Here is a 25,126-nt window from a genome sequence, read left to right on the forward strand (position 1 = left end):
GCCTGCAACATGCTGAACATCGTTTTATTTGAACCCGAAATTCCACCCAATACCGGCAATATCATCCGCCTGTGCGCCAATACCGGCTTTAATCTGCATCTGATCGAACCGCTGGGTTTTCCGTGGGACGACAAGCGTCTGCGCCGCGCCGGGCTGGATTACCATGAGTTCACCCGCGTCCACCGTCATGCCGACTACGCCGCTTTTCTCGCCGCCGAGGATCCGCAACGGCTGTTTGCTCTCACGACCAAAGGCACGCCGGCGCACAGCGCCGTCAGCTTTCAGGCCGGCGACTACCTGCTGTTCGGCCCGGAAACGCGCGGGTTGCCCGCCGACATCCTCGATGCGCTGCCCGCGCAGCAAAAAATCCGCATCCCGATGCAGGCGCAAAGCCGCAGCATGAACCTGTCGAATGCCGTCGCGGTGGTGGTTTATGAAGCCTGGCGGCAGTTGGACTATGCCGGCGCGCTGATCAAGGCGTAATCCACAACGACGCGCCATACTGAAGGAGGCATCGTTGCGATGCTCTCTCCAGGAACGGCACATGGCTTTCGTCGAGGATATTGTCACCCCGCTTCGCCGGCTCGAGTCGGCGCTGAACGAGGCGCTACAGCGGCTGCAACAGGCGCCGGACAGCGAAGCGCTGCACGATTTGCGCGTCAGTCTGCGCCGTATCCGCAGCCTGCTGCGCCCGTTGCACGGTTGCCCCGGCGCAACGCGGCTCGATCGGGCCGCCGCCCAGTTGGGCAGGCTCACGACGCCGCTGCGCGATCTCGAGGTGCTGATCGCTGAACTGGCGCACCATCATCTGGATTGGCAGGCCAACGTGCGCCAGAGCGATTTTCAGGCCCGCTGCCGCCAACTGCTCGCCAACCCGCAGCTCATCAGCTTCCCTTCGCTATTGCACGCCTGGCCGCACCGCTTTCGCCGCACCGCGCAACGCGCCGCCAAACACCGTGTGAACCGACGCCTGCAGCGCCAGCAGCGGCAATTGCGCCGGGCATTGGCTGATACCGGCTACGATCGCCACCGTCTGCGGCTGCTGGTTAAACGCCTGCGTTACGCGGCCGAAGCCTACCCGCAACGCCTTCCCCTTTCTCCCGCCGCGATGGCGAGCCTGAAAGCGGCGCAAAATGCCCTCGGTGATTGGCACGACCGGGAGGTTTGGTGCCTGCAAGCCGAACATCAGGCGGATCTCTGGCCATTGTTGCCACAGTGGCAAGCTGAGCTACGCCTGACGCTGGCCAGAGCGGATGCCTCACTCGCCGCCTTATCACCGACGCTGGCGACAAAAACCGGCGGCGCATCACGATCCTGAAAAAAGGCCGCGACAGGGCACGCCCGGCCCCGAAAATGCCCGCTACGCCGCAGATAATGCGCTATGTTTTGTAAGGGTAATCACCACTCATCATAGGAAACCACATGAAAAAACAACGCTTGAGCGTTGCCATGGCCGTTCTGGCAGCGGGCCTGTTGCTGGCGGGCTGTTCGTCCAAAGTCACCCAAACGTCGCAATATTCGGGCTTCTTGTCCGATTACAGCAAACTGCAGGAAACCACCTCGCCAAGCGGTCATAAAACGCTGCGCTGGGTAGATCCGAGCTACAAGGAATCCAACTATCGCGGCATCTATTTCCAACCGGTGGTCTATTTCCCGGCGGAGAAACCCACGGCGCGCGTCAGCCAGGACACGTTGAACAAGATTAAGGCCTACGCGACCCAGCGGATCAAAACCGCGCTGCAGAACCGCTTTACCATTCTGCCAAGCCCGGCGGGCTCGCGCGTGCTGGTGGCCAAACTCGCCATCACCGCCGTTTCGGCCGAAAACGAAGACATGAAGTTCTATGAGGTGGTGCCGGTCGCTGCGGTGGTTGCCAGCACCATGGCGGCTACCGGGCACCGGACGCAAAATACCGCGCTGTATATCGAAGGCGAGTTGATCGACCAGGATACCGGTAAAACGGTGATGGAAGTGGTGCGCAAGGCCTACGGTAAAACCGTCAACAACGACAGCACGCCGGTCACGGCGGATGACGTCAAGGCGGCGATCGACGATATCGTTACCGATATCACCCAGTTCCCGAAACAGGGCTGACCGCCGCTTGAAAAACACAGGGGGAGCCGAAGCTCCCCCTGAATGGACCCGCAGGCACGGCTTAGATGCCGTCGCCGTACTCGAATCCGTGGTTGGTGCCGTTGAAGTATTGATCCATATCCATCGACGGCGTATCGCTCTCCGGGCGCCCGACGATGCGCGCCGGTACGCCGGCGGCGGTGGTGTGCGGCGGCACCGCCTGCAAGACCACCGAGCCCGCGCCGATCTTGGCGCCCTTGCCCACTTCGATATTGCCGAGAATTTTGGCGCCGGCGCCAATCATCACCCCTTCGCGAATTTTCGGGTGACGGTCACCGCTGGTTTTCCCGGTACCGCCCAGGGTGACCGACTGCAGAATAGAGACGTTGTTTTCCACCACCGCCGTTTCACCAATCACGATGCCGGTGGCGTGGTCGAGCATGATGCCGCAGCCGATGGTCGCCGCCGGGTGGATGTCTACGCCGAAGGCGACGGAAATTTGATTTTGCAGGTAGATCGCCAGCGCTTGCCGCCCTTGCTGCCACAGCCAGTGGCCGATGCGGTAAGCCTGCAGCGCGTGGAACCCTTTCAGGTAAAGCAGCGGCGTGGAGTATTTATCGACCGCCGGGTCGCGCAGCCGCACCGCGAGAATATCGCGCGCCGCCGAAACGATCATCTGATTGTCGGACTTGTAGGCCTCTTCCACCACCTCGCGCACCGCGATGGCGGGCATGATCGGCGTCGCCAGCTTGTTGGCCAACATATAGCTGAGCGCGCTGCCCAGGTTCTCATGCTTGAGCAACGTCGCATGGAAAAAGCTGGCCAGCATCGGTTCACAATCAGCCAGTGCTCGCGCTTCTGATTTAATGCTGTTCCAGACCTGCTCCAACTCTTCTGACGACATCACATACCCCTTTACCTTGCCAAACGGGCCGCTTCACACGGTGGCGCGGAGCGGCCCAGGTCATTTGCGGGGTCAGCATTCCGCTGCCCCGACATATCGTTTTATGTCACGCGCTGGGTTTTTCGTCCTTTCGGGCTCGCCCCAGCAGGCTCAGCGCCGCTTCGCGGGCGTCCTTGTGGCAGTAAAGCACCTGATAGATCTGTTCGGTGATCGGCATTTCCACGCCGTGCCGCTGCGCCAACGCCAACACCTCTTTGGTATTGCGATAGCCCTCGACCACCTGACCGATGCTGTCCTGCGCTTCCTGCACGCCTTTGCCCTGCCCCAGCATAATGCCGAAGCGGCGGTTGCGCGACTGGTTGTCCGTGCAGGTTAGCACCAGATCCCCCAGCCCCGCCATGCCCATGAACGTCGAAGGATCGGCGCCCAGCGCAGAACCCAGACGGCTCATTTCCGCCAGCCCACGCGTAATCAACGCGGTGCGGGCGTTGGCGCCGAAACCGATGCCGTCGGACATGCCGGCGCCGATGGCGATCACGTTCTTCACCGCGCCGCCAAGCTGAACGCCGATGAAGTCGGGATTGCTGTAGACGCGGAAGCTCTTGCCGCAGTGCAGCAGCTGTTGCAGATCGTCGGCGAACTGCGCATCGGTCGCCGCCAGCGCAATCGCCGTCGGCAGGCCGGCGGCCAGCTCTTTGGCGAACGTCGGCCCGGAGAGCACCGCCAGCGGGATCGCCTCGCCCAACGCCTCACGCGCCACGTCCTGCAGCAACCGACCGGTTTCCGCTTCCAATCCCTTGGTGGCCCACACGATGCGGGCGTCCGGGCGCAGATGCGGCTTCAGCTGGCGCAACACGTCGCCGAACACATGGCTCGGCACCACCACCAGCACGTCGCGGCTGGCAGCCAGCGCACGCGCCAAATCGGCTTCAAGCAGCAGGGTATCGGGGAAAGGAACGTCGGGCAGAAATGCCTGATTGCAGCGATCGCGCTGCAACGTTTGAATTTGCGCGGGGTTATGCCCCCACAACACCACGGTGTGGCCGTTACGCGCCAGCGTGATGGCCAATGCGGTGCCGTACGAGCCGGCACCGATGACAGTCATTGAAGCATTGACGGTGTTCATCAGGCATCCTGATGTGGTGCGGCACCTTCGCCTTCCGCCTGCTGCTGCAGATAGTTCATGAACAGCGCGTCAAAGTTGACCGGTGCCAGGTTCAGCTGCGGGAATGTGCCGCGGGAAACCAGGCTGGTGATGCACTCGCGCGCATACGGGAACAGGATGTTCGGGCAGTATGCGCCCAGGCAATGCGCCAGCTGCGTGCCTTCGATGCCTGCTACCGAGAAGATGCCCGCCTGTTGCACTTCGCACAGGAACGCCGTCTCTTCGCCCAGGGTCGCCGTCACGGTTACGCGCAGTACCACTTCATACACTTCGTCAGCCAGTTGGCTGGACGCGGTATCCAGATCAAGTTTAACTTCCGGCTGCCATTCCTGCTGGAAAACCTGCGGCGCGTTCGGCGCTTCGAAGGAGATGTCCTTGGTATAAATACGTTGGATCTGGAAAGCCATTTCAGTGCTGTTTTGTTCTGACATGTGAGTAATACCCTTGGTTAAACGTCCTTATTGACACTCGGTGAACCGGCAAGCTGCTTAAAGCAGCGGATCCAGGCCGCCGCGAGCATCGAGTTCATATAAATCATCACAGCCGCCGATATGCCGGCCGTCGATGAAAATCTGCGGCACGGTGGTGCGCCCGCTGCGCTCGATCATCACTTCGCGCTTGGCGTTATCGCCGTCGATGGCGATCTCGTTAAACGCCGCGCCCTTGCTGTTCAACAGCGCCTTGGCGCGATGGCAGAACGGGCAAGTCGCTTTGGTGTAGATATCAATGTTAGCCATGGATTGCCACCTCAAATAGGTTTAACGGTTACTTGCCGCGCACCAGCGGCAGGTTTTCTCCGCTCCAGCCGGCGATGCCGTCTTTCAGCATCGTCACCTTTTCAAAACCGGCCTTGCTCAGGTTCTCCGCGGGCTCGCGGGAGGCGGTGCCGTTGGCGCACACGACGATGATCGGCTGCGCTTTGTGTTTTTCCAGCTCGCCCAGGCTGCCGCTTTTGATTTCGCTGGCGGTCAGGTTGATGGCGCTGGCCAGGTGACCACGGCGAAAATCGTCGCGGCTGCGGGTGTCGACCACCACGGCATCTTCTTTGTTGATCAGGCGGATAGCTTCACCGCGAGCGATCTCTTTGACCTTGGAGAAACGGCTTTTGAAGGTCATGACGATCACGGCGACCAGCAGAGCGATCCAAGCCAGGCTCAGAATAGGGTGTCTGCTTACGAATGGCATAATTTCTTGCAGCATGGGGTGTAACAACTCCCGTCAGTTAAGGGATAAATAAGTCAAGGTTCCAGAGTATACCTGCCGAGTGCGGCAAATACAGCCAATAAGCAAGCGCGATTGTAGAAACTGCGGGCTGCGCTGAGAAATTCCCGAGGTCAGAGCATAAAAGCCCGCGCGATTCGCCGCAACCTTGATCTCTTTGGGCTATTTATCGCCGGCGGCGGTGTAAAATCAGCCGGTTTTTCGAGGGCGAACAGCCATGCTTCCGGCGGGCGCATGGCTATTCGCAGCTTAAAAAGTTCATAAGAGGTCAATGCAATGTCGAGCAACAAAAAACCGATGGTACTGGTGATCCTGGACGGTTACGGCCACCGTGAAGAGCGGCAGGACAACGCGATCCTGAACGCCGGCACCCCGGTGATGGATCGCCTGTGGCGGGAACAGCCGCATACGCTGATCGCCGCTTCAGGGCTGGATGTCGGCCTGCCCGACGGCCAAATGGGCAACTCCGAAGTCGGCCACGTCAACCTGGGCGCCGGGCGCATCGTATACCAGGATCTGACCCGGCTGGACAAAGCGATCGCCGACGGCGACTTCTTCGCCAATCCGGTCCTGACCGCCGCCGTCGATAAGGCCGTGGCGGCCGGCAAAGCGGTGCATATCATGGGCCTGCTGTCGCCGGGCGGCGTGCACAGCCACGACGAGCACATCCTGGCCATGATTAAACTGGCCGCCCGGCGCGGCGCCAAAGCCGTCTATCTGCATGCCTTCCTCGACGGACGCGACACGCCGCCGCGCAGCGCCGAAGCCCCGCTGCAGCGCTGCCGCGAGGCCTTCGCCACGCTGGGCGTCGGGCGCATCGCTTCACTCATTGGGCGCTACTACGCCATGGATCGCGACAACCGTTGGGATCGCGTGCAGCTGGCCTATGACCTGCTGACCGCGGCCAAAGGCGACTACGTGGCCGACGATGCGGTAGCCGGTTTGCAGGCCGCCTACCAGCGCGGTGAAAACGACGAGTTCGTCAAACCGACCGTCATTCGCGCCGCCGGCGAGGCCGATGCCGCGATGCAGGACGGCGATGCGTTGATCTTCATGAACTTCCGCGCTGACCGCGCGCGCCAGATCACCCGCGCCTTCGTGAACGCGGATTTCGACGGTTTCCCACGCGCCAAACAGGTGCAGTTCGGCGATTTCGTGATGCTGACCGAGTACGCCGCCGACATCGACACCGCCTGCGCCTATCCGCCGGCGTCGCTGGCCAACACCTTCGGCGAATGGCTGATGAAGCACGACAAAACCCAGCTGCGCATCTCGGAAACCGAAAAATACGCCCACGTCACCTTCTTCTATAACGGCGGCGTGGAAGCGCCGTTCAAGGGCGAAGACCGCGTGCTGGTCAATTCACCGAAGGTCGCCACCTACGATCTGCAGCCTGAGATGAGCGCCGCCGAGCTGACCGACAAACTGTTGACCGCCATCCGCAGCGGCAAATACGACGCCATTATCTGCAACTACCCGAACGGCGACATGGTGGGGCATACCGGCGTGTATGAAGCGGCGGTCAAAGCGGTGGAAACGCTGGACGCCTGCATCGCCCAGGTGGTTGACGCGGTGCGCGACGTCGACGGTCAGTTGCTGATCACCGCCGATCACGGCAACGCCGAGCAGATGCGCGATCCGGCCACCGGCCAGGCGCATACCGCACACACCAGCCTGCCGGTGCCGCTAATTTACGTCGGCAAACCGGCGCAGGCGGTCGAAGGCGGCAAGCTTTCGGACATCGCGCCAACCCTGTTAACGCTGATGGGAATGGAAATCCCGCAAGAGATGACTGGTAAGCCGCTGTTCATCGTGGAATAATCCTTCTCCATGAGGGAGAAGGCGTTTTTTGCACTATCAAGGGTAACCCGAAGCGCAAACGCAGGCAGCCGGCCGCTGCCTGAACGCACCGCGCCAAGGACGTTCACCGCCATGTGCGCCAGCGTATTTTGCGCTGGCGTCTTGCTGTTGCCGCTCGCCGGCCAGGCGGCGGAAGACAATAAATCCCAGCTGAAAGACATTCAGCAGAGCATCGCCGAGAAAGAAAAAGCGGTGAAGCAGCAGCAACAGCAGCGCAGCTCGCTGCAGGATCAGCTGCGGCAGCAGGAAAAAACCATCGCTCAGGCCAGCCGCCAGTTGCGCGACACCCAGGGCACGCTCACCCAGTTGGGCAAGGACATTTCCGGCCTGAACGCCTCGATCGCCAAGCTGCAAAAGCAGCAATCGACCCAGCAAAACCTCCTCGCCAAACAGCTCGACGCCGCCTTCCGGCAAGGGCAGCACAGCGCCGTGCAGCTGATCCTCAGCGGTGAAGAAAGCCAGCGCAGCGAACGTATTCTGGCCTATTTCGGTTATCTGAACGAAGCGCGCCAGAAAACCATCGAAGAGCTGAAACAGACCCGCGCCGAGCTAGCGAAGCAAAAAACCACGCTGGTGGCCAAACAGGGCCAGCAAAAATCCTTACTGAGCGAACAACAGACGCAGCAGCAGAAGCTGGAGCAGGCGCGCGGCGCCCGCAAGAAAACGCTGACCGCGCTGGAAGCCTCGCTGGAAAAAGACCAACAACGCCTGGTGGAACTGCGCCAAAACGAAGCCCGCATGCGCGACAAGATCGCCCGGGCGGAGCGCGAAGCCCGTGCGCGCGCCGAACGCGAAGCGCGTGAAGCGGCCAAGGTGCGCGAACAGGTGCACATCAAGGAACAGCAGGCGAAGAAAACCGGCACCACCTACAAACCTAGCGAAGCCGATCGCTCGCTGATGGCGCGAACCGGCGGCCTCGGCCGTCCGGCCGGCCAGCTGATGTGGCCGGTGCGCGGCCGCACGCTGCACGGCTTTGGCGAGCAGCAGCAGGGCGAGCTACGCTGGAAAGGCATGGTGATCGAAGCCCGCGAAGGCAGCGAAGTGAAAGCCGTCGCCGATGGCCGCGTGCTGCTGGCCGACTGGCTGCAAGGCTATGGCCTGATGGTGGTGGTCGAACACGGTAAAGGCGACATGAGCGTGTACGGCTATAACCAAAGCGCGTTGGTCAACGTCGGGGCGCAGGTGCGCGCCGGCCAGCCGATCGCTCTGGTCGGCACCAGCGGCGGCCAGGGAACGCCGTCGCTCTATTTCGAAATCCGTCGTCAGGGACAGGCGGTTAACCCACTGCCGTGGTTGGGAAGATAGATTTGCGCTATGTCAAAACCCGTACAGCTCTGTTAATAGGCTGTCTGCTGCAGGTTTACGCTGCGCAGGCAGGGAAACTCTCCATCGTCATCGACGACGTGGGCTACCGCCCTCACGAAGAAAACGCGGTGCTGCAAATGCCGACGGCGATCTCGGTCGCGGTATTGCCCAACGCGCCGCATGCCCGCCTGATGGCCACCCGCGCCCACAGCCAGGGCCGCGAAGTCTTGATCCACATGCCGATGGCGCCGCTCAGCAAGCAGCCGCTGGAACGCGATACCCTGCAGCCCTCCATGAGCAGCGACGAGATCCAGCGCATCATCCGCAATGCGGTGAACAACGTGCCCTACGCGGTCGGCATGAACAACCACATGGGCAGCGCCATGACCTCCAGCCTGCCGGGCATGCAGAAAGTGATGCAGGCGCTCGAAAGCTACCGCCTGTACTTCCTCGACAGCATGACCATCGGTAACAGCCAGGCGACCCGCGCCGCGGCCGGCACCGGCGTGAAGGTGATCAAACGCAAGGTGTTCCTCGACGATACCGCGAACGAAGCCGACATCCGCCGCCAGTTCAACCGCGCGGTCGAATTGGCGCGGCGCAACGGCTCCGCCATCGCCATCGGCCACCCACGCCCGGCGACGGTGAAAGTGCTGCAGCAGATGCTGCCGTCGCTGCCCGCCGATATCGTGCTGGTCAAACCGAGCGCGCTGCTGAACGAACCACAGGGCAACGGCGGCGGCAGCTACGTCCCACCGCCGGTCAAACCGCAAAAACCGCAGCCGAAAAATCCGTTCAGCGGCGGCATCAAGCAGTGCAAGGTCAAACCGCCGAAGGAAAAAGCCAACGCCGGCACCGCGCTGGGCGTCATCGCCGACAGCATTGCCACCTCGCCGCCGGTGACCTTCATCAAGCGTCATTGGCAACACTGGACGCAAGCCAAACCGCAAGCATAAAAAAAGGCCGGAATTCCGGCCTTTTTCACGTCTGCCGAGATTAATCCCAGCTCAGCACCACTTTACCCGACTTGCCGGAGCGCATGGCGTCGAAGCCCTGCTGGAACTCGTCGATCGAGAAACGGTGGGTGATGATCGGGGTCAAATCCAGACCGGACTGGATCAGCGCCGCCATCTTGTACCAGGTCTCAAACATTTCGCGGCCGTAAATCCCTTTGATAAACAGCCCTTTGAAAATCACCTGGTTCCAGTCGATCGACATATCCGAAGGCGGAATGCCCAGCATGGCGATGCGCCCGCCGTGGTTCATGGCGTTCAGCAGCGTGCGGAACGCCGGCGGCGCGCCGGACATTTCCAGACCGACGTCGAATCCTTCGGTCATGCCCAGCTCGGCCATCACGTCGTTGAGGTTTTCCTTGCTGACGTTCACCGCGCGGGTCACGCCCATCTTGCGCGCCAGTTCCAGACGGTATTCGTTAACGTCGGTGATCACCACATGACGGGCGCCGACGTGTTTGCACACCGCCGCCGCCATGATGCCGATCGGGCCGGCGCCGGACACCAGCACGTCTTCCCCGACCAGATCGAACGACAGCGCGGTATGCACCGCGTTGCCGAACGGATCGAAGATCGAAGCCAGTTCGTCGGAGATGTTATCCGGGATCTTGAAGGCGTTGAACGCCGGGATCACCAGATATTCCGCGAAGCTGCCCGGACGGTTCACGCCCACGCCGATGGTGTTGCGGCACAGGTGCGTGCGGCCGCCGCGGCAGTTGCGGCAGTGGCCGCAGGTGATGTGGCCTTCGCCGGACACGCGATCGCCGATGCTGAAGCCTTTGACTTCCTGACCGATCGCCACCACTTCGCCCACGTATTCATGGCCGACCACCATCGGAACCGGAATGGTTTTTTGCGACCACTCGTCCCAGTTGTAGATATGCACATCGGTGCCGCAGATCGCGGTTTTGCGGATTTTGATCATGATGTCGTTGTGGCCCAGCTCCGGCTGAGGCACGTCGGTCATCCAAATCCCTTCTTCCGCTTTCAGTTTTGACAGTGCTTTCATGGTTTTACCTTATGCAATAACGCCAAGATCCTTACCGATACGTGTAAACGCCGCCACTGCGCGTTCGATTTGCTCCGGGGTGTGGTCGGCGGACATCTGGGTGCGGATGCGCGCCTGGCCTTTCGGCACCACCGGATAGAAGAAACCGGTCACATAGATGCCTTCCTTGAGCAACGCATTGGCGAATTCCTGCGCCAGCTTCGCCTCCCCCAGCATGACCGGGATGATGGCGTGATCGGCGCCGGCCAGGGTGAAGCCGGCGGCGGTCATTTTTTCGCGGAACAGACGCGCGTTGGCCCACAGGCGATCGCGCAACGCATCGCCCTCTTCCAACAGTTCCAGCACTTTGATCGACGCGGCGACGATCGCCGGCGCCAGCGAGTTGGAGAACAGGTACGGGCGCGAACGCTGGCGCAGCCACTCCACCACTTCTTTCTTGGCGGCGGTGTAGCCGCCGGACGCGCCGCCCAGCGCCTTACCTAACGTACCGGTAATGATATCGACGCGGCCCATCACTTCGCAGTATTCATGGGTGCCGCGCCCGTTGGCGCCGACAAAGCCCACCGCGTGGGAGTCATCCACCATCACCAGCGCCTGATACTCGTCCGCCAGATCGCAAACCCCTTTCAGGTTGGCGATCACGCCGTCCATCGAGAACACGCCGTCGGTGGCGATCAGAATGTGGCGCGCGCCGTCGGCTTTGGCCTGTTTCAGCTGCGCGGCCAGCTCGGCCATGTCGTTATTGGCGTAGCGATAGCGCTTGGCCTTGCACAGCCGCACGCCGTCGATGATCGACGCATGGTTCAACGCATCGGAGATAATGGCGTCTTCCGGGCCGAGCAGGGTTTCGAACAGCCCGCCGTTGGCGTCGAAGCAAGAGGAGTACAGGATCGCGTCTTCCATGCCCAAAAAGGCCGCCAGTTTCTGTTCGAGCTGCTTGTGGCTGTCCTGGGTGCCGCAGATGAAGCGCACCGACGCCATGCCGAAACCGTGGCTGTCCATCCCCGATTTGGCGGCGGCGATCAGCGCCGGATGGTTGGCCAGGCCCAGGTAGTTATTGGCGCAGAAGTTGATCACATGGCTGCCGTCGGCGACGGCGATGTCCGCCTGTTGCGCGGAGGTAATGATGCGTTCTTCCTTGAACAGCCCTTCACTGCGCGTGGCGGCAAGCTGTTGTTCCAACTGCTGATAAAAAGACGCTGACATTCGGTTATCTCCAGGATTGGGCTAATTGCGGCATATTTTACTGATTTGTAACCAAACTGACGAGAATGCGCGGGAGAGAATATTAAAATTGCAGCAGATATCACGGCAAACGGCGGACTTCAATGGCAATGCGGGATATTCGGAGCCCTTCCGCTGTTTGCCGCGGCATGAAATGCTATGATAACCGCCATTGAGCGTGGGGCATTGTGCCCCACCAGGCAGCTTAGCAGGGGTAACCCAATGATTATCGTTACTGGCGGCGCCGGCATGATCGGCAGCAACATCATTAAGGCACTGAACGACAAGGGATATCGCGATATCCTGGTGGTGGACAACCTGAAAGACGGCACCAAGTTCGTCAACCTGGTCGATCTGGACATCGCCGACTATATCGATAAAGAAGACTTTATCGCCAGCATCGTGGCCGGCGACGATCTGGGCGAGATCGAAGCGGTGTTCCACGAAGGCGCCTGCTCTGCGACCACCGAGTGGGACGGCAAGTACATGATGGACAACAACTATCAGTACTCCAAAGACCTGCTGCACTACTGCCTGGATCGCGAAATTCCGTTCCTGTACGCCTCCTCCGCCGCCACTTACGGCGGCCGCGAAGAGTTTATCGAAGAGCGTCAGTATGAAGCGCCGCTCAACGTGTACGGTTATTCCAAATTCCTGTTCGATCAGTACGTGCGTGAGATCCTGCCGGAAGCGGACTCGCAGATCTGCGGCTTCCGCTACTTCAACGTTTACGGCCCGCGTGAAGGCCACAAAGGCAGCATGGCCAGCGTCGCCTTCCACCTGAACACCCAGATCAACCGCGGCGAAAACCCGAAACTGTTCGCCGGCAGCGAGAACTTCAAGCGTGACTTCATCTACGTCGGCGACGTGGCGGCGGTCAACCTGTGGTTCTGGGAAACCGGCAAATCCGGCATCTTCAACTGCGGCACCGGTCGGGCGGAAACCTTCCAGGCGGTGGCTGACGCGGTGGTGGACTTCCATCAGCAAGGCGCGGTGGAATACATCGAGTTCCCGGAGAAGCTGAAGGGCCGCTATCAGGCGTACACCCAGGCCGATCTGACCAAGCTGCGCGCCGCCGGCTACGACGCACCGTTCAAAACGGTCGCCGAAGGCGTGAAAGAGTACATGGCCTGGTTGAACCGCACCGCATAAGCTGAAGGAATTAACGCTGGGTATGAAAATACTGGTTATCGGCCCTTCTTGGGTTGGCGACATGATGATGTCGCAAAGTCTCTATCGCACCCTGAAGGCCGAATATCCGACGGCGGAGATCGATGTGATGGCGCCGGCCTGGTGCCGCCCGTTGCTGGCGCGCATGCCGGAAGTCAATCAGGCGCTGGCGATGCCGCTGGGCCACGGCGCGCTGGGGCTCGGCGAGCGCCGCCGCCTGGGGCGCGCTCTGCGCGCCAACCGTTACGATCGCGCTTACGTTCTGCCCAACTCGTTCAAATCCGCGCTGGTGCCTTTCTTCGCCGATATCCCGCAGCGCACCGGCTGGCGGGGCGAAATGCGCTACGGCCTGCTGAACGACGTGCGCGTGCTCGACAAGGCGGCTTTCCCGCTGATGGTGCAGCGCTATGTGGCGCTGGCCTATGACAAAGGCCGCGTTCAGCGCGCCGACGATCTGCCGCAGCCGCTGCTGTGGCCGCAGCTGCGGGTGAGCGACGAAGAGATCGCCGAAACCACCTCAGCCTTCAACCTGACCGACAGCCGCCCGATCGTCGGCTTCTGCCCAGGCGCGGAGTTCGGCCCCGCCAAGCGCTGGCCGCACTATCACTACGCGGCGCTGGCTCAACGGCTGATCGAGAGCGGCTATCAAATCGCGCTGTTCGGTTCGGCAAAAGACCATGAGGCCGGCGAACAGATCCGCGCCGCGTTGCAGGACGACGCGCGCGATTTCTGCCTTAATCTGGCCGGGAAAACGCAGCTGGAGCAGGCGGTGATCCTGATCGCGGCCTGCCGGGCGGTGGTCAGCAACGACTCCGGTCTAATGCACGTTGCCGCAGCGTTGAACAAACCGCTGATAGCCTTGTACGGCCCAAGCAGCCCCGACTTCACGCCGCCGCTCTCCGACAAGGCGCGGGTTATCCGCTTGATCAGCGGCTACCACAAGGTGCGTAAGGGCGATGCCGAACAGGGGTATCACCAAAGTTTGATCGATATTCAGCCGCAGCAAGTGTTGGATGCGCTGACGCCGTTGCTTGTCGCCAGCGAGGAATAGTCATGCAGGTGTTAATCGTAAAAACGTCCTCGATGGGAGACGTGCTGCATACGCTGCCCGCCCTGACCGATGCGCTGCAGGCCATTCCCGATATCCGCTTCGACTGGGTAGTGGAAGAAGGTTTCAGCCAAATCCCCACCTGGCACCCGGCGGTGGATCGCGTGATCCCGGTGGCCATTCGCCGCTGGCGCAAAAACTGGTTCGGCAGCGACACCCGACAGCAGCGCTGCGACTTCAAGCGCGCGCTGCAAGAACGCCGTTACGATGTGGTGATCGACGCGCAGGGCCTGATGAAAAGCGCCGCGCTGATCACGCGCGTCGCCAAGGGCAACAAACATGGCCCGGACTGCAAAAGCGCGCGCGAACCGTTCGCCAGCTGGTTCTACAACGTGCGCCATGAGATAGACAAACGGCAGCACGCGGTGGAACGCACGCGCGAGCTGTTCGCCAAAAGCCTCGGCTACGATAAACCGGGCAGCTACGGCGACTATGCCATCGCCGCGCGTTTTCTCAGCCAGCCGCCGGTCGATGCCGGTCAATATCTGGTGTTTTTGCACGCTACGACCCGCGACGACAAGCATTGGCCGGAGCAGAACTGGCGCGAGCTGATCGCGCTGACGGCCGACAGCGGGCTGAAGATCAAACTGCCCTGGGGGGCGGAGCATGAACATCAGCGCGCGCTGCGGTTGGCGGAAGGTTTCCCACATGTCGAGGTGCTGCCGAAGCTCAGCCTGCAGCAGGTGGCTGACGTGCTGGCGGGCGCCAGGGGCGTGGTCTCGGTCGACACCGGGCTAAGTCATCTGACCGCCGCGCTCGACAGACCGAACATCACGCTGTTCGGGCCAACCGATCCCGGCCTGATCGGCGGCTATGGGCAAAATCAGCACTCGCTGATTTCGCCGGAAAAAAGCATGGCGACAATCGACGCCGATACGGCATGGCAGGCGTTGCAAAAGGTTATAGCATGAAAAAACTGCATATTATCAACCTGGGTAAAATGGGCGGCGTCGAGCGCCTGTTCCTGCAGTACATCAACGATACCACCGACGGCAGCAACCAGGTCTTGTGCATCAGCGGCGACATTGGCGAAGAGATCCGCCGCCAGTTGCCTGCGCATCAGCCCGTCACCTTCGCCAACCGCCTGATCAATGCACTGCCGCTGCGCTGCCCGCAGTTCCTGCGAAAATTTCTGTTGAAGTGGAAAATCGAGCGGGCCAACGCCGACGTGGTGATCGTCTGGGATCTGGTGCCGGGGCTGGCAGCCAAACCCAAGCGCGGCAAGCTGGTTTACTACGATCACGGCTGCTCCTGGCGCTACCCGAAAAATCAAAAGACGCTACGTTTCTTCGCCATGCTGGACGGCGTGATTTCCGCCTCACACGCCTCGAAGCGGGTGATGGAGCTGCGCTTTAATCTGCCTTGCCCAAACCACGTGGTGATCAACCGCATCAAGACGCCGGCGGGGATCGACAACACGCCGAAAACGCTGTCACAGCCGATCAGAATCGGCACCGCCTCGCGTCTGGTCAGCCTGAAAGGCATCAGCGTTTCATTATTGATGATGCAGGAACTGCTGCGACGCGGGCATGACGTCACGCTGGAAGTGGCCGGCAAAGGGCCGGATCGCGCGGCGTTCGAGACGCTGGCGGCCCGGCTCCAGCTCGGCGATCGCGTCACCTTCAGCGGTTACCAGGATGACGTCGCCAGCTTCTTCAATCGCACGCACATTTACATGAGCACACCGATCACCGAGCCGTTCGGCTTGTCCTGCATGGAATCGCTCTATTTCGGCGTGCCGGTCATCTTCCCGCAGGTTGACGGCCAGCCGGAAGCGGTGAAAGACGGCGTCTGCGGCATTGGCCTGGTTCCGTCGGTCACCATCGAACAACACCGGCAGCTCACCGATATCGAGGTCGACTTCCCGCATGAAGTCTACGATCCGTTAACCGACAGCCTGGTGTCGCCCAAGCTGTTGTCGCATATCGACTGTGCGGATGCCGTTGAGACATTGCTGGCGGGCGAAACCTACCAGACGTTGAGCCGAAACGCGCAGCGCTATCCTGCTGAACATTTCAACTATGCTCAGTTCAAAGCTGAGTTTGACGACACGCTGCGATCCTTCATCGTTTAATCAACACGTGAGCCGGAAAACACGCCCGATGCTAAAACAAAAAACGCCGCACCCTGCCTTCAGTTATTTGATTTATCTGGGATGCGCCATCGCTTTTTGCACCATTCCTTTCGGTTCCGCGACCGGACGCAATCTGTTTTACGTTTCCAGCTACATCGCCTTTATCGCCGTTTGCCTGTATCCGCGCTACTACTTCAGCAACGTTAAAAATCTGCTGTTGCCCGCGCTGATGTTCTGCGTCGGCATGGGCACCATCCTGTGGATGCATCACTTCAAACAGCCGGGTGAGTACATCAACATTTATCGCTCTTATATGTCGACCGGCAAACTGCAGCTCGCAACCGCTTTCATCTTGCTGATTGCGCTCAATGAGCGGCTGTGCGTGCAGCGCCTGCTGATCGTCGTGGCCCTCGTTACCGGCCTGGCGATCAACGGCTATTCTCTCTATCAGGGATTGCGGCTGGATATTCCTCGCGTGGAGCTTAACTTCGATCGCGCCACGGTCGCTGCCTATCTGATGACCGCCATCGATCTGGTGATGATGCAAGCCATCCTGATGCTGCGCACCCGCTACCGCCTGGTGCTGTACATTGCGGCGTTCCTGCTTTCCTTCTCTGCGCTGGTGCTGACCGGCACCCGCGCGGCGATGCTGGTTTACCCGGTGGCGATTTGTCTGTCGCTGCTGGCGACCAAGCATCTGGTTTCCAGGAAACACAAGCTCGCGTTGATGGCCTCGGTACCGCTGCTGCTCGTAGCCTGCGGCCTGGTGTTCAAACCGCAGATAGAAGAACGCATTCAGGCCTTTGAGACCGACATGCGTCTGATGGATCAGCCACAGACTGAAAACTCGATCATTTCCCGACTGTCGATGCAAACGCTGGCATGGCGCACCGGCTCACAAGCTCCTTGGGGTCAATCCGCCGAGCAGCGCGGTGAAGAGATCCGCGCCATCGTCGCGCAGCAACCTCGCCTGTCTGGCGTCATGCCTTACATCAACGTGCATCTGCATAACGAGCTGCTGGAAACCTATTCGCTCAAGGGGGTCTGGGGGACGTTGCTGTTGCTGGCGCTGTATATCGGCCTGTTCTTCTCTTCATTCCGGCCGCAGCGCAACGCGCTGTTGCTGAGCGTGAGCGCCAGCCTGTTCGTTTACGGTCTTAGCGATGTCATCTTCTTCAGCACGGAAGGCACCGTCATGTTCTGTCTGGCGCTGATCGCCGCCGTGCTCTCCGTGGCGAAACCGCCTTCCGCCCAGGAGCAGACCGCGTGAAAACTCATCAGCCACCGCTGCTCAGCGTTATCGTGCCGTTTTACAATAACGAAGCGTTCGTCATCGCTGCGCTGGATTCGTTATTTACGCAGATTTCTGATGAGATTGAGGTGGTCATCATCGACGATGGCTCTACCGATGCGTCAGGGGCGCTGGTCAGCCGGTATCTGGCGCAGCGGCAGCATCCGCACGTGGCTTTTATTTCACAGGCCAACGGCGGCATTGCGCACGCCCGCAATGTCGGCCTGCAGCGAGCCACCGGGCGCTACGTCACCTTTCTCGACGGCGACGATCTGCTGAGCGACGACTATCTGGCGATCCTGCGGCCCCTGCTGATCGCCGATGAATATGACCTGATCGATTTTAATTATCAGAAGTTCACCGAACAACCGCCGAAACCCGAGAACCGCGCGACGCAGCCCGCAGCCTACGACTTTTCCTCGTTGGGGCTGGGCAGCCTGCAACCGCTGTTCGCACGCTCGATGTGGCACCTCTGGAGCCGGGTATATAAGCGCACGCTGCTGGCAGGGGAAACGTTCGAAGACGGCAGGCGTTATGAAGACGTGATTTTCACGCCTTTTCAGTATTTCAAAACTCGCCGCATCGCCCATCTTGACTGCGAACTCTATTTCTACCGGGATAACAGCCAGGGCATCACCCGCAATATCAAACCCAAAGATATTGAAGATTTGCTGTTCGCCATGGAGAAGATGCTGCGCTTTGTGGCGCAGCATCCTGGGGATGAGCCGCTGCGCCGGTTGGCCGCCCTGATGCTGGCCAACTGCTTTTCCGAGGTGAAAAGCATGTCGAAGGCGGTGTACGGTTATTATCATTACGCGCCGGCAACGCTGCAAATTCTGCGCCGCACCGCCGCTGTCTGCCGCAACAGCGACGTGCCGGGCAAAAAAGTCCGCCAGATGCGCTATGCGCGAGTGGATACCTTTCTTTCGAAGCTGCGCGGGCGCAAACCACGCTAACCGCATCGGCCTGGCGGCCGATGCGTCGCCGCACCCCTAGCGCGCTAAAGGCACGTGCGCGACCAGTTCGTCATAAATCCGCTGCGGCTGAATGACCCCCATCGGGCTTTCCGCCTCCAGCGGCATCGTATAGCCGGTACGCGACACCTGAATGATGCGGTGCAGTTCAGGATCCTGAATCGGCCCGGTGGAGCGTGAATCGGCGGTCACGAACAGGCTGATGGTTTTCACCTTCAGCGCCACCGCCAGATGCAGCGGCCCGGTGTCGCCGGTGACCAGAACATGGAAACTGTCGAGCAACGTCAGCAAGCCTTGCAGCCCCGTTTTACCGATTTGATTATCCACGCAGGCCAGCGTTTGCGGGCCGATCAGGCTCATAAACTGTTGGGCTTTGCCGTCGTCAAGCGGTGCGCCAATCAGCACGATGCGCACATTGGGGTGCTTCGCCACCAGCTCATCGGCCAGGCGCGCATAGTGCGACACCGGCCAGCAACGCGACTCCGTCGATGCCCCAAGTTGAAAACCGATGGTGGGATGGTCGCTGCTTTTGACGCCGCGCTGATAGTCCACGGGAATTTCCATCGTCGGATCGTCGCTGCGGCAACCCAAAATGGAAATCAGCTCCAGCTTGCGGCGCACGAAATGGCCGTAATAATGGAAGATATAGTTGGTTAACCAAGGTTCCAGCCCGCAAATGCCCGAGCTGTAGTTATCCCTGATGATGTACTTTGCCCCCGCCATGACGGCGCTGATGATGTCATAAGGCAGGTGAGAGTGCAGGATCAGCGCCAAATCCGGCTGATGTTCGCGCAGCGATTTCAGCAATGGGCGTATCGTCTTGATCTTGCTGTCCCAATACACCACGCGATCGTAATAGCGGCCGTTTTCCACCAGTTCGCGGTTTTTCTTGTGCACCACCAGCGTGATGTGCGCGTTGGGATAGCGTTCCCTCATCGCCCTCAGTGCCGGCGTGTTGAACATGAAGTCGCCCAACGCCGTGGTGGAATAGATGACGATATTGTCAAACTGCTGGGCGCCGTCGAACGTCGCCTTGTCCTGAAAACGGCCGTACTTCGCCGTATAGCGCCGCAAAAACCAGTCGGCAACCTTGATTTTCCATTTCTTCGACATGTGCGTGCTTAGTTCGCTTTAAGTTGATAATACTCGGCCAGCGTCATGCCCACCGTGCGCTGCTGCAGCCAGTCAAACAGCTGCTCCAGATCGCGGTACAGCACTTCGATATCCTGCTCGGTTTTGAACGTCGGGCTGCCGCCCGGCATAAACTCGGAGGAGTGCAGCATAAACTCGACGTAGTCATGCCCCTGCGCCAACGACGTCTCGGCCACGCTTATCATCTTGGCCACGTTGCCGCCACTCGGCCGCAGCCAGTTGACGGACGGCGAACGCCGCTTGCCGCGCAGCCGATCATAGCCCTGCTTGAACGCATTCATCAGCGCCGAATGCTTGTACTGGATGCTCATCGGCACTTCCAGCAGCGACGAAGCGCCCGGCTTGGCGATGTTCTGCGGATCGATGAAATAGGCCTGCGACGGGAACCGGCTGTAATCGGTACCGCCGTTGCCCTGCGGGTTGCCCGGCGAAAACTGCCAGTTGACCCGCGGCGTGACCGAACAATCCACCTGATAGCCGTATTCCAGCAGCAGTGAGGCATAGTATTCGTTGAACGCCCAACGGCCGGCGCGATGGCTGAGCATTTTGGTCTGGAAGGCGTCCTCCAGCAGTTTGGTCATGTGGTCGACTTTGGCGCGTATCTGATCGGCGGGATACTCGATCAAATAAGGCTTGTGGCGCCAGTCGTCATCGGTGAGCGGCGTCAGCGGCGGGCTGTTCCAGGCGTGCAGATGCATGCCGACTTCACCGGCACCGCGGGCGATCACGTCACGCGCGAACTCGACGTAAGCCGGATCCATCGCCATTTCATAGTTGGTGAGATAAACCGGCTTGAAGGCATATTTCTCGCACAGCGCCTGAAAGCGCGGCAAGAAACGCGTGTTTTCGGTCGCGATGCGATCGTGGTTTTGCCACAGATTATCGCCTTCGGTATCAATGGTGATGAGAAACGCCGGTTTAGTCATGAATATCGAACCTGATATCAACAGAATACGCTATGTTACGCAGCCCGTTTCGCCAGGGCAAACGACTTTGCTGCCTGGTTTGGACAACGTTGAAGCGCATTCGTCCCTGCTCCGGCGATTTTTTTGCGGCTCGGCAAGAAAACCGAGCAACAGTAGCCACATGCGATCGGGTCATTTAGAATCAAAGATTGGTTTCCCAGAAAGCGACTCATGATGAACGACGCGCCAGCCCTAACTTCCGCCCCATCCGTACAGCGTATTCTGATCATAAAATTGCGCCACCACGGCGATATGCTGCTGGTCACGCCGGTCATCAGCAGCCTGCGGCAAAACTACCCGCAGGCCCGGATCGATGTGCTGCTGTATCAGGAAACGCAGGAGATGCTGGCCAGTAATCCGGAATTGTCGACGCTGTTCGCCATCGACCGCCAATGGAAAAAACAGGGCACCCGCGCGCATCTGGGGCACGAGCTGGCGCTGCTGCGTCGTCTGAAGGCGCAGCGCTACGATCTGGTAGTCAACCTGGCCGATCAGTGGCGCAGCGCCATTATCACGCGCCTGACCGGCGCGCGCATCCGTCTGGGCTTCGATTTCCCTAAACGCCGCGGCTTCCTGTGGCGCCACTGCCACACGCAGCTGGTGCCGGTCGACAATCACGCCCACCTGCATACCGTCGAACAAAATCTCTCGTTGCTGGCGCCGCTGAACCTGCCCGCGCTCAATGAGCATGTCACCATGAGTTATGATCCGCAGGATTGGCAGACCTGTGAGCAACTGTTGCAGAAACAGGGCGTCGCCGGCAGTTATATTGTGGTGCAGCCCACCTCGCGCTGGTTCTTCAAATGCTGGAGCGAAGAGAAAATGGCCGCCACCCTCACCGCCTTGCAGGCCGACGGCCACCAGCTGGTGATCACCTCCGGCCCCGACGCCAGAGAAAAAGCCATGGTCGAGCGCATTTTGGCGCTCTGCCCGCCGCAGGGCGTGATCTCGTTGGCCGGCCAGCTGACGCTGCGCCAGCTGGCCGCCCTGATCGACCACGCCAAGCTGTTTATCGGCGTGGATTCGGTGCCGATGCACATGGCCGCCGCGCTGCAAACGCCGTGCGTGGCGCTGTTCGGCCCTTCCAAGCTGACTTTCTGGCGGCCATGGCAGGCTACCGGCGCCGTGATCTGGGCCGGCGACTTCGGCGAACTACCCGATCCGGACGCCATTGATACCGGCACCGACGAACGGTATCTCGACCTTATTCCTACAGACGCGGTGATTGCAGCCGCGCGGAGCACGCTGGCATGAAAGCATTTCGTTTGGCGATCGTTCGCCAAAAATACCGCCCGGACGGCGGAGCCGAACGTTTCGTTTCCCGCGCCCTGGAAGCGCTGGAACAACAGGATCTCGATCTGAACGTCATCACCCGCGAATGGCAGGGTGACGCCAATCCCAACTGGCATATCCACCTGTGTAACCCGTTGAAACTAGGCCGCATCAGTCGCGAACGGGGCTTCGCCGTGGCGGCCAGGGCGCTGTGGCAGAAAGAGCGCTTCGATCTGGTGCAAAGCCATGAGCGCATTCCCGGCTGCGATATCTACCGCGCCGGCGACGGCGTACACCGCCGCTGGCTGCTGCAACGCGCGCGGCTGCTGCCCGAGTGGCGCCGCAAGTGGCTGTTTTCCAACCGTTATCACCGCTATGTGATGTGCGCCGAGCGCGCCATGTACGCCGCACCGGAGCTGAAAGCCGTCATCTGCAACGCCGAAATGATCAAACGGGAAATCATCGCCGACTTTGGCGTGCCCGCCGACAAAATCACGGTGATCTATAACGCCATCGACAATCAAAAGTTCCTGCCCGCCGACGAGGCCCAGCGCCGACGCCTGCGTGAGCAATATCAGATCCCGCAACAGGCGCACTGCCTGATCTTCGTCGGCTCCGGTTTCGAGCGCAAAGGGCTGGCCGCCGCCATCCGCGCCGTGGCGGCGACCGACAGCCACCTCTTGGTGGTCGGTAAAGACAAAGCCGAAAAGCGTTACCGGGCGCTGGCGCAGTCGCTGGGCTGCGGCGATCGCATTCACTTTATGGGCGTGCAGAAGCAGACTCTGCCGTTCTATCAGGCCGCGGATGCGCTGCTGCTGCCGACGCTTTACGATCCGTTCCCGAATGTGATTCTGGAAGCGATGTCCTGCGGCCTGCCGGTTATCACCAGCACCACCTGCGGCGGCGCCGAGTTTATCACCCCGGGCCAGAACGGCTTCGTGACCGACGCGCTCGACGTGCCGGCCATCACGGAAGCCATTCGGGCGCTGCCGCGCCAGGCGCTGGGATCCTCCATGGGCGAAGCGGCAAGATTGCGCATTATGACGGCTACGCCGGCGCATCTCTCCGAACAGCTCATTTCCCTCTATAACCGGTTACTGGATTAGCTATGCGTATTCTGATGATCATCGATGGCCTGCCGGGAGGCGGCGCGGAAAAAGTGGTGCTGACCCTGTGCCAAGGCATGCAGCAACAGGGGCATGACGTCAGTCTGATCTCGCTGCGTGACGTCTGCAATTACCCTATCCCGTCAGGCATTGATTATCAGGTGGTGGCCGATCGCAGCCGTGCCCCCTGGCGCAAGCTGACCGAGCTGTCGCGCCGCGCCGCCGCGCTGGATCGGGCGGTAGCCGAACACGAGCGCCAAAACGGCGCGTTCGATCTGGTGTTCTCCAACCTGCACAAAACCGATCGCATCGTCAGCCGCAGCAAGCGGCTGGCTTCGGATCGCCTGTGGTTCTGCATTCACGGCATTCTCTCCACCTCCTACCTCGGCCACCGCAAAGGCCTGGATCGCTGGCTCAAGCAACGTAAAATCGCCAACGTTTACCAGGGGAGAAATATCGTCGCCGTTTCACAGGCGGTCGGCGGCGATCTGCAGCAGAATTTGCCGATCCACCCGCGTCGGCTGGCGGTCATCAATAACCCGTTCGACATCGACGCCATCCGGCAACAGGCGGCGGCACCTTGCGAACTGGCCGGTCAGGACTATCTGGTACACGTCGGCCGCTTTCACGCCACCAAGCGGCATGACCGCCTGCTGAAAGCCTATGCGCAATCCGGTATTCAGGCGCCGCTGGCTTTGATCGGCACCGGGGATGACGCCCGCGTCGCCGAGGTCAAGCGTCTGGCGGCAGACTTGGGTATCGCAGAGCGCGTGCTGTTCCTCGGCTTCCAGGCCAATCCCTATCCGTTTATCCGCCATGCCTCGCTGTTGGTGCTCAGCTCCGATAGCGAAGGGTTTGGCAATGTGCTGGTAGAATCGCTGTTGTGCGGCACGCCGGTGGTCAGCACCCGCTGTCCGGGCGGCCCTGCGGAAATTCTGGAAAAAGCCGGCATGGCTAACGCGTTGGCGGAATTAAACGAAGCGTCGCTGGCAGAAAAAATGGCGGAAATTTACGCCAATCCGCCGCAGATAAATCAACAGCAATTGCTGAGCTATGGGCTGGAGCCTATTTGCCGTCAATATATTGAGCTGAAAGAAAAATAATAAAGTAATAAATAAGGCAGGTGATACCTGCCTTATTTTCTTCGCTAGCTTAGCGCCTGCATTTTCTGCCAAACCTCATCGACAGAAACATCTTCACAGTGCCCCGACTCACTCTGCAAAATATGATGACGGCCGGTCCATGGATGCCAGGACGTTTTATCGGTATCGCCAAAGAACACCACCATATCCTTATTCAGCGCGGCGGCAAGATGCATCTGCCCGCCGTCGCTGCACAGCACCCGGTCGCATAAATCGAACCCGCCCAACAGCTCGCGCACCGAGGCCGTCGGATAAAGCGCAACGCGTTCGTTTTGGCACAACGCCAACAGCTGTTCTGCGCGCTGCTGATCGCCGATGTCGTCCGGCGCCAGCGTGCCCTGCGGCGACCAGAAGATCAGCACGCCGGTGCGGGGATCGGCGGTCAGGCGGTTGATGATTTCGGCATAGCGTTCAACCGGCCAGCGCCTTTTCGGGCTGCGGCTGCTGATATGCACGGCGCAAACCCGTTCGACCGACGGCAGGCGTTCCTGCAGCCGCTGCGCCGCCAGCTGCCGCTCTTCCGGCGTCAGGAATACCCGCACCGGCGGGATCGGAATGGCTTGATCGGTTATCGCCGATAAATAGCTGTAGGTGTGTTCGACCTGATGTAGACCGCGGAAATCGTCCTTGCGGAACGGGCGCTGAATATCTTTCGTGCCCAAATCGGCGCCGATGATATGGGTGGCGCCGGCCATTTTCGCTAAACGCAGGCTGTATTTGCAAGGCACCGGGTTAGCCAGAATGACCGCATCGAACTTTATTTTGCGCAGCTTCAGGAAGATCATCAGACGTTCGAAATAAACGCCCAACGTCGTTTCATTTTTCGCCTTGTGCTTGGCCTTTTTATAGACAAAGACTTTCTCGAGATGAGGGTTGTTTTTAACAACGTCCTGGCTGACTTTATTGATCAGCAGATAAACTTTTGCGTCTGGATAGGCAATTTTCACCCCTTCAATCAGAGGCGTGGTGCAAACAAGATCGCCGATGTTGTCGCGGCGAATAATTAAAATATTCTTCATTCCGAGCCTATCGGCGAAATCGCTCGCCGGTTGTCTGAAACTGACACCCAAGGTTACCAAATTAGCGCCTTTCCCTTCC

General features: G+C 60.2%; 25 protein-coding genes. 15 read left to right on the top strand and 10 right to left on the bottom strand.

All coding sequences use genetic code 11. From position 1 onward, the window contains the following. The first annotated feature begins 9 nt into the window (after positions 1–9). The 3 genes from trmL to ACP3TA_RS05225 all read left to right on the top strand — a co-directional run bounded on the left by trmL (position 10) and on the right by ACP3TA_RS05225 (position 2,094). Positions 10–483 carry a tRNA (uridine(34)/cytosine(34)/5-carboxymethylaminomethyluridine(34)-2'-O)-methyltransferase TrmL gene (trmL, locus tag ACP3TA_RS05215; protein ID WP_129993677.1) on the top strand — a complete coding sequence of 158 codons (474 nt, stop codon included), beginning with the start codon at positions 10–12 and terminating at the stop codon, positions 481–483. Positions 484–544: 61 nt separating this feature from the next. Then, positions 545–1,318, top strand: coding sequence for a CHAD domain-containing protein (locus ACP3TA_RS05220; protein WP_103101909.1), 774 nt, complete (start codon positions 545–547; stop codon positions 1,316–1,318). Between the two features lie 104 nt (positions 1,319–1,422). Further along, entirely contained in the window at positions 1,423–2,094 is a 672-nt protein-coding gene (locus tag ACP3TA_RS05225; RefSeq protein WP_033645203.1) for a DUF3313 domain-containing protein, read from the top strand. 61 nt (positions 2,095–2,155) lie between these two features. Here the strand turns inward: ACP3TA_RS05225 and cysE are convergent, their stop codons facing one another. From cysE to ACP3TA_RS05250, 5 genes are all read right to left on the bottom strand, one after another. Then, positions 2,156–2,977: a serine O-acetyltransferase gene (gene cysE / locus ACP3TA_RS05230; protein WP_025304676.1), complete on the bottom strand. Its 822-nt coding sequence runs from the start codon at positions 2,975–2,977 to the stop codon at positions 2,156–2,158. A 106-nt stretch (positions 2,978–3,083) separates the two neighbouring features. Continuing rightward, on the bottom strand, positions 3,084–4,103 hold the full coding sequence (gpsA, locus tag ACP3TA_RS05235; protein ID WP_033645202.1) for an NAD(P)H-dependent glycerol-3-phosphate dehydrogenase: 1,020 nt from the start codon (positions 4,101–4,103) through the stop codon (positions 3,084–3,086). Next, positions 4,103–4,573, bottom strand: coding sequence for a protein-export chaperone SecB (secB, locus tag ACP3TA_RS05240; protein WP_004931139.1), 471 nt, complete (start codon positions 4,571–4,573; stop codon positions 4,103–4,105). The genes gpsA and secB overlap by 1 nt, the downstream gene beginning before the upstream one ends. A gap of 57 nt (positions 4,574–4,630) precedes the next feature. Beyond that, positions 4,631–4,879: a glutaredoxin 3 gene (gene grxC, locus ACP3TA_RS05245; protein ID WP_004931142.1), complete on the bottom strand. Its 249-nt coding sequence runs from the start codon at positions 4,877–4,879 to the stop codon at positions 4,631–4,633. A gap of 28 nt (positions 4,880–4,907) precedes the next feature. Then, entirely contained in the window at positions 4,908–5,342 is a 435-nt protein-coding gene (locus tag ACP3TA_RS05250; protein WP_033645201.1) for a rhodanese-like domain-containing protein, read from the bottom strand. A 297-nt stretch (positions 5,343–5,639) separates the two neighbouring features. On the opposite strand from ACP3TA_RS05250, the gene gpmM reads away from it, so the two are divergent. From gpmM to ACP3TA_RS05265, 3 genes are read left to right on the top strand one after another with little or no spacing between them, the layout of a single operon-like run. Beyond that, complete coding sequence (gpmM, locus tag ACP3TA_RS05255; protein ID WP_033645200.1) at positions 5,640–7,184, top strand: 2,3-bisphosphoglycerate-independent phosphoglycerate mutase; 1,545 nt, start codon at positions 5,640–5,642, stop codon at positions 7,182–7,184. 9 nt (positions 7,185–7,193) lie between these two features. Continuing rightward, entirely contained in the window at positions 7,194–8,528 is a 1,335-nt protein-coding gene (gene envC, locus ACP3TA_RS05260) for a murein hydrolase activator EnvC (RefSeq protein WP_206196432.1), read from the top strand. A gap of 2 nt (positions 8,529–8,530) precedes the next feature. After that, the gene (locus tag ACP3TA_RS05265) at positions 8,531–9,484 is read left to right on the top strand and encodes a divergent polysaccharide deacetylase family protein (protein ID WP_046687967.1); all 954 of its coding nucleotides are present in this window, start codon (positions 8,531–8,533) and stop codon (positions 9,482–9,484) included. A 40-nt stretch (positions 9,485–9,524) separates the two neighbouring features. Here ACP3TA_RS05265 and tdh read toward each other — a convergent pair whose 3' ends face one another. Both tdh and kbl read right to left on the bottom strand, forming a co-directional pair. Beyond that, positions 9,525–10,550 (bottom strand): L-threonine 3-dehydrogenase, encoded by a 1,026-nt coding sequence (gene tdh, locus ACP3TA_RS05270; protein ID WP_033645198.1) that lies wholly within the window; start codon positions 10,548–10,550, stop codon positions 9,525–9,527. A gap of 9 nt (positions 10,551–10,559) precedes the next feature. After that, positions 10,560–11,756 (bottom strand): glycine C-acetyltransferase, encoded by a 1,197-nt coding sequence (gene kbl, locus ACP3TA_RS05275; protein WP_033645197.1) that lies wholly within the window; start codon positions 11,754–11,756, stop codon positions 10,560–10,562. A gap of 240 nt (positions 11,757–11,996) precedes the next feature. On the opposite strand from kbl, the gene rfaD reads away from it, so the two are divergent. The 6 genes from rfaD to ACP3TA_RS05305 are packed head-to-tail and all read left to right on the top strand — an operon-like array spanning position 11,997 to position 18,373. Next, complete coding sequence (rfaD, locus tag ACP3TA_RS05280) at positions 11,997–12,926, top strand: ADP-glyceromanno-heptose 6-epimerase (protein ID WP_033645196.1); 930 nt, start codon at positions 11,997–11,999, stop codon at positions 12,924–12,926. A gap of 22 nt (positions 12,927–12,948) precedes the next feature. After that, on the top strand, positions 12,949–13,995 hold the full coding sequence (gene rfaF, locus ACP3TA_RS05285) for an ADP-heptose--LPS heptosyltransferase RfaF (RefSeq protein WP_033645195.1): 1,047 nt from the start codon (positions 12,949–12,951) through the stop codon (positions 13,993–13,995). 2 nt (positions 13,996–13,997) lie between these two features. Then, positions 13,998–14,963 (top strand): lipopolysaccharide heptosyltransferase RfaC, encoded by a 966-nt coding sequence (gene rfaC / locus ACP3TA_RS05290; RefSeq protein ID WP_033645194.1) that lies wholly within the window; start codon positions 13,998–14,000, stop codon positions 14,961–14,963. Further along, a complete protein-coding gene (locus tag ACP3TA_RS05295; RefSeq protein ID WP_069099994.1) occupies positions 14,960–16,126 on the top strand; it encodes a glycosyltransferase in 1,167 nt (388 codons plus the stop codon). Before rfaC ends, ACP3TA_RS05295 begins: the two co-directional genes overlap by 4 nt. Positions 16,127–16,154: 28 nt before the next feature. Next, positions 16,155–17,396, top strand: coding sequence for an O-antigen ligase family protein (locus tag ACP3TA_RS05300; protein ID WP_033645192.1), 1,242 nt, complete (start codon positions 16,155–16,157; stop codon positions 17,394–17,396). After that, on the top strand, positions 17,393–18,373 hold the full coding sequence (locus ACP3TA_RS05305; protein WP_046687971.1) for a glycosyltransferase: 981 nt from the start codon (positions 17,393–17,395) through the stop codon (positions 18,371–18,373). Before ACP3TA_RS05300 ends, ACP3TA_RS05305 begins: the two co-directional genes overlap by 4 nt. 36 nt (positions 18,374–18,409) lie before the next feature. Here the strand turns inward: ACP3TA_RS05305 and ACP3TA_RS05310 are convergent, their stop codons facing one another. Together ACP3TA_RS05310 and ACP3TA_RS05315 are read right to left on the bottom strand one after the other, a co-directional pair. Continuing rightward, on the bottom strand, positions 18,410–19,504 hold the full coding sequence (locus ACP3TA_RS05310) for a glycosyltransferase family 9 protein (RefSeq protein ID WP_033645190.1): 1,095 nt from the start codon (positions 19,502–19,504) through the stop codon (positions 18,410–18,412). Positions 19,505–19,512: 8 nt separating this feature from the next. Beyond that, on the bottom strand, positions 19,513–20,469 hold the full coding sequence (locus tag ACP3TA_RS05315; RefSeq protein ID WP_033645189.1) for a polysaccharide deacetylase family protein: 957 nt from the start codon (positions 20,467–20,469) through the stop codon (positions 19,513–19,515). 210 nt (positions 20,470–20,679) lie between these two features. Between ACP3TA_RS05315 and rfaQ the strand changes: the two genes are divergently transcribed. The 3 genes from rfaQ to ACP3TA_RS05330 are packed head-to-tail and all read left to right on the top strand — an operon-like array spanning position 20,680 to position 23,989. Continuing rightward, positions 20,680–21,762 (top strand): putative lipopolysaccharide heptosyltransferase III, encoded by a 1,083-nt coding sequence (gene rfaQ / locus ACP3TA_RS05320; protein WP_099784785.1) that lies wholly within the window; start codon positions 20,680–20,682, stop codon positions 21,760–21,762. Continuing rightward, positions 21,759–22,886, top strand: a complete 1,128-nt coding sequence (locus tag ACP3TA_RS05325) for a glycosyltransferase family 4 protein (protein WP_033645187.1) — start codon at positions 21,759–21,761, stop codon at positions 22,884–22,886. Before rfaQ ends, ACP3TA_RS05325 begins: the two co-directional genes overlap by 4 nt. Positions 22,887–22,888: 2 nt before the next feature. Beyond that, positions 22,889–23,989 (top strand): glycosyltransferase, encoded by a 1,101-nt coding sequence (locus ACP3TA_RS05330; protein WP_033645186.1) that lies wholly within the window; start codon positions 22,889–22,891, stop codon positions 23,987–23,989. Between the two features lie 44 nt (positions 23,990–24,033). On the opposite strand, the gene ACP3TA_RS05335 is transcribed toward ACP3TA_RS05330, so the two are convergent. Then, the gene (locus tag ACP3TA_RS05335; protein WP_033645185.1) at positions 24,034–25,047 is read right to left on the bottom strand and encodes a glycosyltransferase family 9 protein; all 1,014 of its coding nucleotides are present in this window, start codon (positions 25,045–25,047) and stop codon (positions 24,034–24,036) included. Between the last annotated feature and the right edge of the window lie 79 nt (positions 25,048–25,126).

It is taken from the genome of Serratia sp. 2C06, assembly GCF_050037615.1.
Lineage (GTDB): Bacteria > Pseudomonadota > Gammaproteobacteria > Enterobacterales > Enterobacteriaceae > Serratia > Serratia ureilytica.